The organism is Actinospica robiniae DSM 44927, from assembly GCF_000504285.1.
In the GTDB taxonomy this organism is placed as follows: Bacteria; Actinomycetota; Actinomycetes; order Streptomycetales; family Catenulisporaceae; genus Actinospica; species Actinospica robiniae.
This window is the reverse complement of sequence record NZ_KI632511.1, coordinates 2,212,067-2,224,754: the sequence shown is the minus strand read 5'-3', so window position 1 is coordinate 2,224,754 and position 12,688 is coordinate 2,212,067. Positions and strand designations below refer to the sequence as shown.

The 12,688-nt window shown below is 71.1% G+C and carries 13 protein-coding genes; 7 read left to right on the top strand and 6 right to left on the bottom strand.

The window, feature by feature from the left end; genetic code table 11:
* Positions 1–84: 84 nt before the first annotated feature.
* The 5 genes from ACTRO_RS09385 to ACTRO_RS09365 all read left to right on the top strand — a co-directional run bounded on the left by ACTRO_RS09385 (position 85) and on the right by ACTRO_RS09365 (position 5,740).
* Positions 85–1,158, top strand: coding sequence for a transposase domain-containing protein (locus tag ACTRO_RS09385; RefSeq protein ID WP_034262793.1), 1,074 nt, complete (start codon positions 85–87; stop codon positions 1,156–1,158).
* A gap of 212 nt (positions 1,159–1,370) precedes the next feature.
* On the top strand, positions 1,371–4,283 hold the full coding sequence (locus tag ACTRO_RS09380) for a sensor histidine kinase (RefSeq protein ID WP_157436010.1): 2,913 nt from the start codon (positions 1,371–1,373) through the stop codon (positions 4,281–4,283).
* A 34-nt stretch (positions 4,284–4,317) separates the two neighbouring features.
* The gene (locus tag ACTRO_RS09375) at positions 4,318–4,731 is read left to right on the top strand and encodes a roadblock/LC7 domain-containing protein (protein ID WP_034273932.1); all 414 of its coding nucleotides are present in this window, start codon (positions 4,318–4,320) and stop codon (positions 4,729–4,731) included.
* Positions 4,732–4,818: 87 nt separating this feature from the next.
* Positions 4,819–5,175 carry a DUF742 domain-containing protein gene (locus tag ACTRO_RS09370; protein ID WP_034262789.1) on the top strand — a complete coding sequence of 119 codons (357 nt, stop codon included), beginning with the start codon at positions 4,819–4,821 and terminating at the stop codon, positions 5,173–5,175.
* Positions 5,156–5,740 (top strand): GTP-binding protein, encoded by a 585-nt coding sequence (locus tag ACTRO_RS09365; RefSeq protein ID WP_084316115.1) that lies wholly within the window; start codon positions 5,156–5,158, stop codon positions 5,738–5,740. Before ACTRO_RS09370 ends, ACTRO_RS09365 begins: the two co-directional genes overlap by 20 nt.
* A 23-nt stretch (positions 5,741–5,763) precedes the next feature.
* Here ACTRO_RS09365 and ACTRO_RS09360 read toward each other — a convergent pair whose 3' ends face one another.
* A complete protein-coding gene (locus ACTRO_RS09360; protein WP_034262787.1) occupies positions 5,764–6,099 on the bottom strand; it encodes an AzlD domain-containing protein in 336 nt (111 codons plus the stop codon).
* Positions 6,096–6,770, bottom strand: coding sequence for an AzlC family ABC transporter permease (locus ACTRO_RS09355; RefSeq protein WP_034262785.1), 675 nt, complete (start codon positions 6,768–6,770; stop codon positions 6,096–6,098). Before ACTRO_RS09355 ends, ACTRO_RS09360 begins: the two co-directional genes overlap by 4 nt.
* A gap of 65 nt (positions 6,771–6,835) precedes the next feature.
* Between ACTRO_RS09355 and ACTRO_RS09350 the strand changes: the two genes are divergently transcribed.
* Positions 6,836–7,405, top strand: coding sequence for a helix-turn-helix domain-containing protein (locus tag ACTRO_RS09350; protein ID WP_034262784.1), 570 nt, complete (start codon positions 6,836–6,838; stop codon positions 7,403–7,405).
* A gap of 1,308 nt (positions 7,406–8,713) precedes the next feature.
* On the opposite strand, the gene ACTRO_RS09345 is transcribed toward ACTRO_RS09350, so the two are convergent.
* The 3 genes from ACTRO_RS09345 to ACTRO_RS09335 all read right to left on the bottom strand — a co-directional run bounded on the left by ACTRO_RS09345 (position 8,714) and on the right by ACTRO_RS09335 (position 10,657).
* Positions 8,714–9,115, bottom strand: coding sequence for a GNAT family N-acetyltransferase (locus ACTRO_RS09345; RefSeq protein WP_051452330.1), 402 nt, complete (start codon positions 9,113–9,115; stop codon positions 8,714–8,716).
* Between the two features lie 128 nt (positions 9,116–9,243).
* Positions 9,244–9,756 carry a hypothetical protein gene (locus tag ACTRO_RS09340; RefSeq protein ID WP_034262783.1) on the bottom strand — a complete coding sequence of 171 codons (513 nt, stop codon included), beginning with the start codon at positions 9,754–9,756 and terminating at the stop codon, positions 9,244–9,246.
* Positions 9,737–10,657 (bottom strand): LysR family transcriptional regulator, encoded by a 921-nt coding sequence (locus ACTRO_RS09335; RefSeq protein ID WP_034262782.1) that lies wholly within the window; start codon positions 10,655–10,657, stop codon positions 9,737–9,739. Before ACTRO_RS09335 ends, ACTRO_RS09340 begins: the two co-directional genes overlap by 20 nt.
* Before the next feature lie 96 nt (positions 10,658–10,753).
* Here ACTRO_RS09335 and ACTRO_RS09330 point away from each other — a divergent pair, with 96 nt between their 5' ends.
* Complete coding sequence (locus tag ACTRO_RS09330; protein ID WP_034262781.1) at positions 10,754–11,113, top strand: YybH family protein; 360 nt, start codon at positions 10,754–10,756, stop codon at positions 11,111–11,113.
* A 10-nt stretch (positions 11,114–11,123) separates the two neighbouring features.
* On the opposite strand, the gene ACTRO_RS09325 is transcribed toward ACTRO_RS09330, so the two are convergent.
* Positions 11,124–12,548 (bottom strand): NAD(P)-binding protein, encoded by a 1,425-nt coding sequence (locus ACTRO_RS09325; protein WP_034262779.1) that lies wholly within the window; start codon positions 12,546–12,548, stop codon positions 11,124–11,126.
* Positions 12,549–12,688: the final 140 nt, after the last annotated feature.

Genomic DNA, 12,688 nt, shown 5'->3' with positions numbered 1-12,688 from the left:
CGCAACAAGAGTGGTCGGCGCGCGGCTACTAACTTAGGATTCTTCGATGCTGACCAATTCCGGCCCGTGCCCTAAAGTACGCCCATGCCAACGGCCGGCCGATTCTCCCACGATCCGGGCACGAGGCTTCCGCAGCGGGTCGCCCTCGGCGTACTGCTGCGTTCCTTCCCACCCGCGCTCGTCGACGACGTCCTAGATGAGGTGGGGCGACGCGAGCAGCGCCAGCGCCTGCTGCCCGCGCGCCTCATGGTCTATTTCACCCTTGCCATGTGGATATTCAGAGCACTTCCCTACGAGTTGATCCTGGCCGAACTGCTGCGCGACGCACCCGGTCTGGCGCCCGCGGTGACCCCGCAGGAGCAGGCCAGCGCGGCCGCCATCGGCCGCGCCCGCCGACGCCTCGGCGTCGAGCCGTTGCGCCTGCTGTTCGAACAGGGCATACCCCCCGCGGCGGTCCCGGCCGCGGCCCCGTTCCACCACCTGCGTCCGCTGCGTCTCGGCGAACTCGACGTCTCCATGCCGGCGACCCCGGCGAACACCAGCGGCTTCCCCGGCCTCGCCGCCGCGCACCCGGCCGGCCCGCCCACGGCCCGGCCCGCGCGGGCCCGCAGCAGACTGCTGATCGAAGGCGGATCGCGGCGGATCATCGCCGCCGAGGTCGTCGGGCCGGACGAAGCCGAGCGCCTGCCCGACGGAGTGCGGGCCGGAGACCTGCTCGTCACCGACGAGCAGCCGGTCTCCGCGCGCCTGTGGAGCGCGGTCGAGCGGCTCGGCGCCGAGCTGCTCTGGCCGCTGCCTGAGGCGACGGCGCTCGGCTGCGCCACCCGGCTGCCGGACGGCTCGGCGCTGGCGAAGCTGGCCGCCGAAGACGGTTCGGAGCTCGTCGTCCGGGTGCTCGCCGGGCCCGGGTCGCGGCTGCTGGCGACCTCTCTGCTCGACCACCGGGCCGTCCCGGCCGGCGAGATCGCCGAGCTCTACGAGGCGCATCCGGCCGGCCCCGGCTTCGACGGGGCCGGCGCCTACGGCCACGGCGACCGGCTGGAACTGCGGTCGAAGGATCCTGAAATGGTCCGGCAGGAGCTGTACGCGATGTTGTGCGTCCACCTGGCCATCGGCGAGCTGGTCGACCCGAATAGGGGCGAATCGGCGTGCCTCTAAAGTCAGTAACCGCCCCCGGGCGAGGTCTTGGAAGTCGAACTACCGCTGTGTTCAAATACGCCATACCCACGACTACCCACAGTCGGGATTCACACCAGCCGATCATCTCGGCCGCGCCACCACGCGGCCAATACATCGGGATTCACCATGAGGTATAAGACTCCGTTTTCCCGAGACAACTGCGAGGACGAGTGCGCAAGTCAGGCGCGGCGGTGAGCCCTTCGCCGCACAATCCGCCCAGCGCGCCCCGGCGGCGATGGAGCCTGCGCGACCTGCGGCTGCGCAAGCGCCTCGTGCTGCTCGTGCTGGTGCCGCTGGTCGCCGGGGTGGCGCTGGCCTCCGCCCGGGTGGCGAGCGAGGCCACCACCATCCGGTCCGAGAACGACCTGACCGGCCAGTCCCAGGTCGCGGTCACCATGGCCGGCCTGATCTACGCGGTCGAGGACGAGCGCGACGCGGTCGAGGTCTACCTCACCGACGGGGGTCAGAGCACCGACATGGCCGCGCTCACCCGCGCGGAGGCGCAGACCCAGGCGCACGCCGCCGAGTTCGCCTCCGTGCAGCAGCGTTACGCCGGCGCGCTGGCCGCGATGCCCGCCGCCGACCAGTCGCTGCAGGAGCACGCGGTGGCCCGGCTCGGCGACCTGCCGACGCTGCGCGCGTCGGTCACCGTCCTCGGCGCCAGCCGGCCCATCTACCAGGCCTACAACACCATCGTCAGCGACCTGCTGAACTTCAGCGGCCAGCTCGCCACCGACACCACCGACCACACCCTGGCCAACTCCGTCACCACGCTGGCCCTGGTCGAGCAGCTCGGCGAGCAGACCGCGCAGGAACGCGGCTACCTGGTGGGCATCCTGGGCGGCGGCGGCCAGCTGCTCTCCCAGGAGGAGGACCTGGTCCAGGCGCAGGCACAGTACAACAGCACCCTGGCGAACCTCGACGCGCAGGCGCCGGGCGACATCGTCGGGCTCTACCAGGCGCAGGTGAGCGGCAACGAGACCGGCGCCGCGGACAGCACCGTGCAGCAGGCCATCGACGCCGCGCTGCAGGACTTCCCGATCTCCGAGGTGGACACCACCACCACCGAGGCGGTCACCCAGGTGACCGCGAAGATCGACCAGATCCGGGCGATCGAGGAGGTCGTCGCGCAGGACATCACCGGCCGCACCGCGACCCTGCTGTCCGCGGCCAAGCGCGACATGTACCTGAACCTCGGCATCATCGTCGCGGTGCTGCTGTTCGCGTTCGTCTCCACCGTGGTCATCGCCCGCTCGATCGCCCATCCGCTGCGGGTGCTGCGTACCGCCGCGCTGGACATCGCCGGAGTGCGGCTGCCCGCGGTCATCGAACGGCTGCGCGACCCGCGGCAGGCCGAGACGCCGATCGAGGTGGAGCCGATCGCGATCGACTCCAGGGACGAGATCGGCTCGGTGGCGCGCGCCTTCGACGGCGTGCACCACGCCGCGGTCCGGCTCGCGAGCGAGCAGGCGCTGCTGCGGGCGAGCGTCAACGCGGTCTTCACCAACCTCTCCCGGCGCAGCCAGACCCTGGTGGAGCGTCAGCTCCAGCTGATCGACGACCTCGAGAGCGGCGAACGCGAACCGGCGAGGCTCTCCCAGCTCTTCCGGCTCGACCACCTGGCCACCCGGATGCGCCGCAACAACGAGAACCTGCTGGTGCTCGCCGGCGAGGAGACGGCACGCCGGTGGACCGAGGCGGTGCGCCTCGTGGACGTGGCCCGCGCCGCGGCCGCCGAGGTGGAGCAGTACGAGCGGATCATCCTGGGCGAGATGCCGCGCGTCGGCATCGTCGGCAAGGCCGCGCCCGACGTCGCGCACCTGGTGGCGGAGCTGCTGGAGAACGCCACCGCGTTCTCCGCGCCCCGCACGAAGGTGTGGATCGCCGGGCGGATGGCGGACGACTCCGGCATCGTGCTGCGGATCGAGGACGCCGGGCTCGGCATGAAGCGCGAGGAGCTGGACGAGGCCAACGAGCGGATGAACAACCCGCCGGTGGTCGACGTCTCGGTCGCGCGCCGGATGGGCCTGTACGTGGTCGGCCGGCTCGCCGCGCGCTACGGCATCGAGGTGCGGCTCGGCGAGTCCCAGGCTGGCGGGGTCGCGGCCCTGATCCACCTGCCGCTCGCCCTGCTCGGCGAAGGCGCCGACACGGTCGCGCCGGCGGCGGACCGGGTGGACGACGAGTTCTACGCGCTCTCCCGGCAGTTCGCGCACGCGGTGAACCAGACGGTGGAGCGCACCGCGGATCATCAGGGTTCGATGCGCGGCACGCCCGCGGTCCCGCTCTTCGACACGGTGCCGCGGCACGAGCGCCGGTTCGGCCAGCTCGCGGACGCCGCGAAGGCGCGGCCCGGCGGGATGATCTGGTTCCAACCCTCCGAGGATCGCAAACCGGGCGACGCGCAGGACCCGAAGCGCGCGGCGGCCGAGAGCGCGTTGGCCCGCGCGGCCGAGCAGGACGCGCGCGCGACCGTGACGGACGAGCGCTACAACGCCTTCGGCCGCTCGGCCGCGGCCGCCCGCCGGCAGGAGCCGCCGCCGGCGTTCGCGCAGGACGGCGGGCTCGGCGGTGCGCTGCCGCAGCGGCGCGGGCGGGAGCAGAACCAGCCGCCGCAGCACGTGCGGCCGATGTCGCAGGCCCCTGAGCCGGTGGCCGAACCGCTGGAGCGCACCCCGATCTTCGAGGCCATCGAGTCGGAGTGGTTCCGCCGGCGCGACGAGGCCCGCGCGGCGCACACGGGCCACCAGGCCGAGGCCGCCTGGGACGCCGAGCCTGCGCTGCTGACCGACCCGCGCACCGCGCCGGACGCCGCGGTCCGGATCCCGCAGCAGGCCGGATCGCCCGACACCGGGGGCGGCGTGCCCGCGCCCACGATCTCGCCCGCCGCGGTCGTACGCAGCTGGAGCTCGCCCGGCGACGACGGCTGGCGGGCCGCCCAGGCCCTTTCCGAACCCGCCCAGAGCGGCCAGACCCCGGCCGGCCTGCCGCGGCGCACTCCCCGGGCCAACCTCGTGCCCGGCCGCGCCGGCAGCAGCGGCGCCGCGCCCGCGGTGCCGCCGTCGCACCTGAGCCGCAACCCACCGCAGGGAGGCAGGCCGTGACCCGCCCAGATCGGAAGAGTGACCCATGGAAACGCTGAGCCAGGCCGCCAAGGACCTCAACTGGCTGATCAACAACTTCGTCGACCAGGTGCCCAAGGTCGCCCACGCCGTGGTGCTCTCGGCCGACGGACTGGTGCTCGCCTTCTCCGACGGCCTGGCCAGAGACCGGGCCGACCAGCTCGCCGCGGTCGCCTGCGGACTGGCCAGCCTCACCCAGGGCGCGTCCCGGATCTTCGAGGGCGGCCCGGTGGCCCAGACCATCGTGGAGATGAAGTACGGATTTATGTTCGTATCTTCCATCAGCGACGGCTCGGTCTTCACGGTGATGGCAGCGCCCGACTGCGACATGGGCCTGGTGGGCTATCAGATGACACTCGTGGTCGAGCGCACCGGCGACTCGCTCACCCCCGCGGTGCGCGAAGAGCTTCAGGCGTCTCTGCCGAGATGAGCCGGGCTGCGCGGGGTCGCGCGCGGGTCCGGCCGGCGGGGCCGGGCCAGGCGGGCCCCGAGGCGAGGCGACGAGGGGAGATAGCGCATGGCTCCGAGTTCTGACGGTTCCTCTCCCTTCGTGCGTCCCTACGCGGTCACCGGGGGCCGGACCGAAGCCCGCCGCCGGCTGGCGATCGAGGCGCTGGTCTCGACCACCTCGCGCGGCCGGGACACGATGCACACGTTGGTGCCGGAGTACGAGTCGGTGTGCCGGATGTGCCGCCAGCTCAAGTCGGTGGCCGAGATCGCCGCCCTGCTCGGCGTCCCGCTGGGGGTCGCCGAGGTCGTGGTGGGGGATCTGGCCGAATACGGGCTCGTGGAGATCGAGCCCAACGCCGGCGCCGACGCGGCGCCCGACATACAGCTGCTGGAAAGGGTGCTCAGTGGACTCCAGAGACTCTAGGTCCGCCGGGATCGGCGCGACCTCGGCGAAGATCGTGGTGGCCGGCGGCTTCGGCGTCGGCAAGACCACGTTCGTCGGGGCCGTCTCGGAGATCGACCCGTTGACCACCGAGGCGGTGATGACGGCGGCCAGCGTGGGCGTGGACGATCTGAGTAAGACTCCGGACAAGGTGGCCACCACGGTGGCCATGGACTTCGGCCGGATCACCCTCGGCCAGGACCTGATCCTGTACCTGTTCGGCACGCCCGGGCAGAGCCGGTTCTGGTTCATGTGGGACGACCTGTGCCGGGGCGCGATCGGCGCGGTGGTCCTGGTCGACACGCGCCGGCTGGCCGACTGCTTCTCCGCGATCGACTACTTCGAGGACGCGCGGCTGCCGTACGCCATCGGCATCAACGCCTTCAACGGCAAGCAGACCCACGCCACCGACGACGTGCGCGAGGCCCTGGCCGTCCCGCCGCACGTGCCGGTGATCCCGTGCGACGCGCGCAGCCGGGACTCGACCAAGGCGATGCTGATCCGGCTGGTGGAGCACGCGATGGCCAGCTACGTGGCGATGGCGTGAGGTCGGCGGCCTGAGCCGCGGGCTCAGGCCAGGCCGGCCAGCCGGAGCAGCGCGGTCGCGGCCGCGGCGCTGAGTACGACGACGAGGAAGGGCGCCTTGCGCCAGGCCAGGATTCCGGCGACGGCGACCCCGATCGGCCGGGCCGGGCCGGCCGGCGCATGGCCCTGCGTCAGCGCGGTCGTCGCGACCAGGGCGGTCAACAGCACGATCGCCGCGGTCTCCAGCACGCGCTGGACGGGCTCGGGCACCTGCAAGCGCGAACGCAGCAGCGGTCCGGCCAGCCGGCAGGCGAAGGTTCCGGCGGCGAGCGCGAGGATCGCGGCGATCAGGACGACGGGTTCGTGTTCTGTCGCGTTCATCGCGCGGCCCGCCGGATCCCGAGCGTGGCCAGGCCGACCAGCGCCAGCAGCTCGGGCAGGCCGGCCGGCAGGATCGGCACCGTGGCCAGCGCGATCGCGGCGCCGGTGAGCGCGGCGAGCCGCTTGTCGCGTTCCCGCAGCGAGGGCAGCACCAGGGCGAGCAGCACCGCCGGGAACATGGCGTCCAGGCCGAAGGCGTCGGTGTCGTGCGCGACCGTGCCCAGCAGCGCGCCGAGTGCGGCGCCGAGCGGCCAGCACAGCAGGATGCCGAGCCCTGATATCCAGTAGGCGGCTCGGCTGCGGACCGGATCCGGGTGGGCGAGGGCGAAGACCACGGACTCGTCGTTCATCACGTGCGTGCCCAGCACCCGCCGCCAGCCGCGCCCGATCACGTCCGGCAGCCCGAGCCCGTACGGCACGTGCCGTGCGTTGACGAGCAATCCGGCCAGCACGGCCGCGATCGGGCTGCCGCCGGCGGCGATGATGCCGACGAACAGCAGCTCGGAGGCGCCCGCGATCACCAGCACGGCCAACAGCATCGGGACCCACAGCGGGAGCCCGGAGGTCACCGCGCTCGAGCCGTAGGAGAGCCCGATGACGCCGACGCCGAGGCAGACGACAGCTATGTCGCGCCGCTCGGACCGGTCCAGTGTTCGCCAGATCGTACGCACACTCGATATAGTGAACAGGGTTCGAAGTGTTCGTCAAGCCGAACAGTAGACCGCTGGAGCGAACGATGTCCGAGGAGAGCGCCCCCAAGCCGCCGCTGGCCGCCATCGCCGCCGCCCTGCGCCGGATCCGCGAGGCCGCGGGGATGACGCTCACCGAGTTGGCCAGGCGCGCCGGAGTGGCCAAATCCACGCTCTCCCAGCTGGAATCCGGGCAGGGGAATCCGAGCCTGGAGACGCTCTGGGCGCTGTGCGGCGCGCTCGGCGTCCCGGTCTCCAGCCTGCTCGACCCGCCCCGCCCCCGGGTGCAGGTGATCCGGGCCGGCGACGGCGTCGGCACCGTCGTGGCCGCCGAAGCGGACTACCGCGCCATCCTGCTCGCCGCCTGCCCGCCCACCGCGCGCCGCGACATCTACCGCATCGACGCCGAGCCCGGCCGCGGCCGCCGCTCCGACCCGCACATGCCCGGCGCCGTCGAGCACGTCGTGCTGATGACCGGCCGCGCGCTCGTCGGCCTGACGGACGATCCGGTCGAGCTGGCCCCCGGCGATTACGTGGTCTACCCGGGGGATCTGCCGCACCTGTTCGAGGCGCTCGACCCCGGCACGCAGGCAGTGCTGCTGCAGGATCTGACCTGATCCGAGTCGGTTGTCGGTTGGGTGCTGGTGGGTGTGGTGGCTTGTCGGGTCCGGGGTGGTCGTCGGGGTGTGGGCGGCCGCTTTGCGTCGCCCCGTTTCGTCTGTCCACCCGCCCACCCGTTGCGTTGGCGGGGGCGGGCTGCGGTTTCAAGATGAAAATCGCTGCCGGCGGGCCCTTCCTCGGAGAGAGTGCCGGGGTCGTGTGGGTGCTGGCGTTGGTGGGGCGGGTTGGGGTTCGGGGTGGTGGGGTTGCGGGTGTGTGTTCTCTCCTCGGTCGGTCCCCGGAGGCAATCAGGGTCCTGCCGGGAGGTCAAGCGGCGGTAGCATCCGTTGATGCTGGATCTTGCATCGCGCCGCTTGACCTCCCGGCAGGACCCTGACCGGGCTTCGCCTGCCCGACCGAGGAGAGAACACACCCCCTGAGGGTCCGGTGCGAGCTGCGCTCGGGCCGAGTCCCATCCCGTGGTCCGGTCGCGCTCGGTGCGGAAGGATTCTGCATCGCCGTGATCCGAGCATCCCGACCCTCGATCCGTGTGAAGGCGCCGGTGCTCGGGTCGTGTGGCGCGGTCGCACGCCGAGGGGAAATCCTGCACCACTGTCGGCCACCCTCCCGACGCCATCTGACCAGCCACCCCGTCCACCACCCTCCCGTCACAAGCCCCGATCCCCGTACTCTTCCATGCTAGACGCCACCACCGACAAAAGCTGCGTATCCGTCCTTTGCCGGAAAAGGAAAAATATGGGAGATTTCCGGGCACTCGGGCGTGCTCCCCGGCGTTGAAGGAGTAGAGGAGAAGACAGCGGCCCAGAACGGCGATGCAGGATTCTTCCGCACCGAGCGCGGCCGGGCCACGGGACGTGACTCGGCCCGAGCGCAGCTCACACCGGACCTCAGGGGGTGTGCTCTCTCCTCGGTCGGGCAGGCGAAGCCCGATCAGGGTTCTGTCGGGAGGTCAAGCGGCGCGATGCAAGATCCAGCATCAACGAGGGCCGCCGCCGCTTGACCCCCCGGCAGGTTCCTGATTGCCTCCGGGGACCGGCCGAGGAGAGAGCACGCCCCCGCAACCTCACCATCCCGGACCTCAGCCCGCCCCGCCAACGCCAGCACTCCACAGACTCCGGCACTCTCTCCGAGGGAGGGCCTGCCAGCGGCGATTTTCGTCTTGAAACTGCAGCTCGCCCTGCCAACGCCACGGGTGGGGGCGTCGCAAAGCGACCGCCCACAGTTCGACGACCACCCCGATCTGACAGGCCGCCATGCCCCACGAGCACCCAGCCGTTCATCAATTTGGAGTAGGCCATACAGACTCACGGGCGCCAGACGAAGCGCACATCCGGTTCCCGTTCCTCGTTGGCAGAGCCGTCCGTTCTCTCCATCTCGACCAAGCCGTGACGTGCGTAGAAGCGCATTGCAGATTCGTTCACCTGGAACGTCCACAACTCCAGCCCGTGCGGTAGCCGGCTCTTCGCCAGCTCGACAAGCCGGTCACCCAGCCCCCGGCCGCGCCAAGACGGGTGCAGGTAGAGCTGTTCGATGGCATGCTCGCCGAGCACCAGTAAACCGACCACCACCCCGGCGTCGACGGCGACGAACGCGTCGAACTCTGGGATGACCACGTCGCGCATCCACTGGCGGACCTGGTCGTCAGTATGCGCGCGTCGCACAGTCGGCAACGCGGCGGAGAACGAGAGCAACCACGCCTCGGCCATCTGCGCGGCATCAGCGGGGGCTGCACGGCGGATGTCGATGGCGGCGGCGTCAAAAGGCTCTGAGATCACGAGGCGTGAGGATCGCAGGCCCAGCGTATAAACACAACTGAATATGGGTCGGATGCTTGCTACGACACGTCACGGCGGTCGAGCGCCGCGAGGAGTTCGTCGAGGATCGATGTCATTTCAGTGGCCTGAATGTCGAGCACGAAGACTACCCCGACGTGCTCGGGATGACTGCGCAAGTGCTCCTCGCGCCAGAACTGCCATGTGAGCTCCAGGCGATCGCCGTCGCGGAAGGCGAAAGCCATGAGGTTGTCGGTCGTTGGCCCCCACCGGTCGAAGAACTGAGATCTCCTACGCAGGACGTCGTCTTGCTCTTCCTGTCCGGACCCTGCGATCAGTCGACGATGAGCGGCGGCCGCGGACAAACCGGCGAAGGGCGCCGCCGCACCGTGCCCAGTGCGTAGCCGGTCCGCCGTGTCGGCAACGGCGATGCGGAACTGCGGGACGAAGGCCGTGTCGTCATCACAGGTCAGCCATTGGCCGGCGGCCCACAGGTCTACTCGACGTAGCGCCGGGCCCGCCCATTCGCCGACCTCGACGGCGAACCCGCCCCTGTCACCTAAGAAGACCGTCATTCGTGACCGTCGCAGATAGCGTGAAGAAGGCGCGCCGAGCATAGCCTATCAGCGCACTGACTGCTGGATTCGGCGAGCGGGGCCAGACCAGCGCGAGCACGGCCTCCGCCCGCGCGTCGGCGATCGGCAGGATCCTGAGCCGGTCGGCGTGCGGGGCGGCCGTGGTTTCGCTGAGCACTGCGACGCCCAGGCCGCGCGCGGCGAGGTCGGCCACCGTGGGTGGGGCGCCGGCCTCCAGCCGCACCGCGGCGTCGACGTCGGCCGCGGCGCAGGACAGGTCGAAGGCAGCCCGGATCCCTGCGCCTTGCGGCAGGCAGATGAGCGTGTGCTCGGCCAGTTCGCTCAGTGTCGTGCTCCGCTTCGCCGCCTTCGCCCACGCATGGCCCGGGGGCGCGGCCGCGACGAGCCGTTCCCGCGTGATCTCTATCGCGGCCAGATCCTTCGGGATCTCGTCGGCGACCGCGACGAGCGCGGCATCGGCTTCACCGGCGCGGACTTTCGCGATCAGCGCGTCCGCGTCGTCCTCGATCAGCGCCAGCCCGATGCCGGGATGGGCCTGCCGGAACGCCGCCAGTGCGTCGAAGAACGGCGCGATCGTGCAGCCCTTGAGCATGCCCACGGTCAGCTCGCCCCGGATCAGGCCGGTCACCTCGTCCACCGAACGGCGCAACTCCGCGGCCGCGCGCAGGGCCGTGCGGGCGTGCTCCAGTGCGGCCTTGCCCGCGGTGGTGAGCGTCGCGATCCGGCCCGAGCGGTCGATCAGCTCCGCGCCCAGCTCCCGCTCCAGCTGCTTGAGCTGCGCGCTCACCCCGGACTGGCTGATGTGCACCCGCTCCGCCGCCCGGGTGAAGTTCGCCTCCTCGGCGACGGCGACGAAGTACTCCAGCTGCCTCAGTTCCATAACCAATGATTCTAGTTCCGAGAAGAACCATCTGTTGGACTCATCGCTGACCGCGCTCGTAGCCTGGGGGAGAAGGCAACGAGAGAGGAGCACGTCATGGCTCGCGAGAAGGCACAGCAGCCCGAGGACCTCACCCGCCTGTTCGTCCAGGCGGCCAACGCCCGCGACACCGAGGGAATCGCAGAGCTCTACGAACCGGACGCGGTGATGGCCTACCCGCCCGGCAGCACGACTGTCGGACGGGAGGCCATCAGGGCCCTGTGGGCGAAGATCCTCGAGCAGGCACCGCACTTCGAATACGAGCAGCCGCTGCCGACGCTCGTCTCCGGCGACCTCGCGCTGACCTCCACTCCGCCGAAGGACGGCAGCGGCGCCCGCGCCCAGGTGGTCCGGCAGCAGCCGGACGGGACCTGGTTGCGCGTGCTGGACCAGCCCGAATTCCAGCGGCCCAGCTGAACGACGCCGCCTACTCCGCGATCTGCGGCAGCAGCGACTCCGCGTACTGCCAGATAAGCGAGGAGTCGTGGCCGGCGAACGCGGCGCCGTTCCAGAAGGTGTTACGGCGGCCCTGCAGGCCGTAGAGCCGCGAGTAGAAGCCGCCGGCCACGTCGGCCGCGCTCACGGTCAGCTCGTACGGCGAGTGGTTCGAGTAGTCCACGAAGACCGGCGTCGTCGCCGGGATCGTGCCCGCGGCCTGCAGCCGGCCGAGGCTCTCCTGGATCACCGAGTGCACCTGAACGTCGCTCAGCGGGACGTCGCTGCCGAACTTCAGGTCGAAGAGCCCTGGCACGCTGCTCGGGGTCACGGCGTAGAGCGCGGGCAGCGGCGGCAGGTTGTAGAGCGTGTCCGCGCCGATGTTCTGCACCGCGGTGGAGTCCGGCGCCCCGGGCAGCCGGATCAGGCCGGTGCAGTAGTTGCCCTGCCGGAAGCGGCTGAAGAGCGCGAGCTCCGAAGGGCTCGGGTCGAACGGCGCGAGCAGAGCGGGCATCGGCGGCACGGTGATGACCGCCTTTTCCGCGCGGATGGTGACCGGCCCGTGCGGTCCGACGGCGGCGAACTCCACGCCGCCGGGGCCGCGGGTGCCGCTCAGCACGTTCGTCTCGAGCAGTACGTCCTCGCCGAGGAAGGCGGTGGCGGCCTCGTACAGTGCGCTGTTGTCGTGGTTCGGCGTGCTCAGGAAGTCGCCGGTGAAGAGGCTGCCGACGACGCTGAGCCCGAAGTACTTGAGGATGTAGACCGTCGGCATCCGCAGCAGGTGCGCGAAGCCCTGGGCGTAGTCCGAGAGGATCGTCATCAGGCCGCCGAGCCCGTTCGCCGCGGCGAACTCGCCCCACGGCGTGAGCAGCTCGGCCGGGACCGGGTTCGGCAGGTCGTAGGTGCCCGCCAGATACGGGTACTTCTGCAGGATGCCGTAGTAGGCCTGGAGGGCCGCGGTCGGGTCCGGAGGCGTCCAGCCCGCGACGACCTCGCCGGTGCGGAAGTCCGCGAAGGCGGGAGTGGAGCCGCCTCCCGCGCTCCCGACGGTCAGATCCACGCCGAAGCGGGAGAAGTAGTCACGGACGACGGGCAGATCGTGGAACACGACGACCCCGATGTCGGTGGTCAGCCCGGTCGCCGGATCGGTGTAGGTCTCGCAGTGCCCGCCGAGCCGGCCCTTGTGCTCGACCACGACGACGCTCTTGCCGAGGTCGGTCAGCCGCACCGCGGTGTAGGTGCCCGCGGAGCCGCCGCCGATCACGACGACGTCCCGCTCGATGACCCGGCGCGCGCCCGACGTACCCGCGGCCGGGTCCTGCGCCGCGTGTGCGGCGGCGGGGTCGAAGACGCCGATCCCCGCCGCCGCTCCGGCCCCCGCCAACGTCTTGATCGCCTGCCTGCGTGTGGCTCGCATGGCTCTGGTTCCCTCCGAAGGTCGCGGCCGTCCGGTGGGCGGACCGGCCGTGGTCTGGAAGCCACAGTTTATGAGAACTCTGTCACGCGAGGCTGGAGAACGGGTTGATTCGGGAGTGCGCGAGGGCGCGCGCGGGTTCC

What these genes read in the sequence shown, in the direction of transcription:
- ACTRO_RS09385 (WP_034262793.1), top strand. Translation starts at nt 85, where the DNA reads ATGCCAACGGCCGGCCGATTCTCCCACGATCCGGGCACGAGGCTTCCG.
- ACTRO_RS09370 (WP_034262789.1), top strand. Translation starts at nt 4,819, where the DNA reads ATGGCTCCGAGTTCTGACGGTTCCTCTCCCTTCGTGCGTCCCTACGCG.
- ACTRO_RS09360 (WP_034262787.1), bottom strand. Translation starts at nt 6,099, where the DNA reads ATGAACGCGACAGAACACGAACCCGTCGTCCTGATCGCCGCGATCCTC.
- ACTRO_RS09350 (WP_034262784.1), top strand. Translation starts at nt 6,836, where the DNA reads ATGTCCGAGGAGAGCGCCCCCAAGCCGCCGCTGGCCGCCATCGCCGCC.
- ACTRO_RS09345 (WP_051452330.1), bottom strand. Translation starts at nt 9,115, where the DNA reads ATGGCCGAGGCGTGGTTGCTCTCGTTCTCCGCCGCGTTGCCGACTGTG.
- ACTRO_RS09340 (WP_034262783.1), bottom strand. Translation starts at nt 9,756, where the DNA reads ATGACGGTCTTCTTAGGTGACAGGGGCGGGTTCGCCGTCGAGGTCGGC.
- ACTRO_RS09335 (WP_034262782.1), bottom strand. Translation starts at nt 10,657, where the DNA reads ATGGAACTGAGGCAGCTGGAGTACTTCGTCGCCGTCGCCGAGGAGGCG.
- ACTRO_RS09330 (WP_034262781.1), top strand. Translation starts at nt 10,754, where the DNA reads ATGGCTCGCGAGAAGGCACAGCAGCCCGAGGACCTCACCCGCCTGTTC.
- ACTRO_RS09325 (WP_034262779.1), bottom strand. Translation starts at nt 12,548, where the DNA reads ATGCGAGCCACACGCAGGCAGGCGATCAAGACGTTGGCGGGGGCCGGA.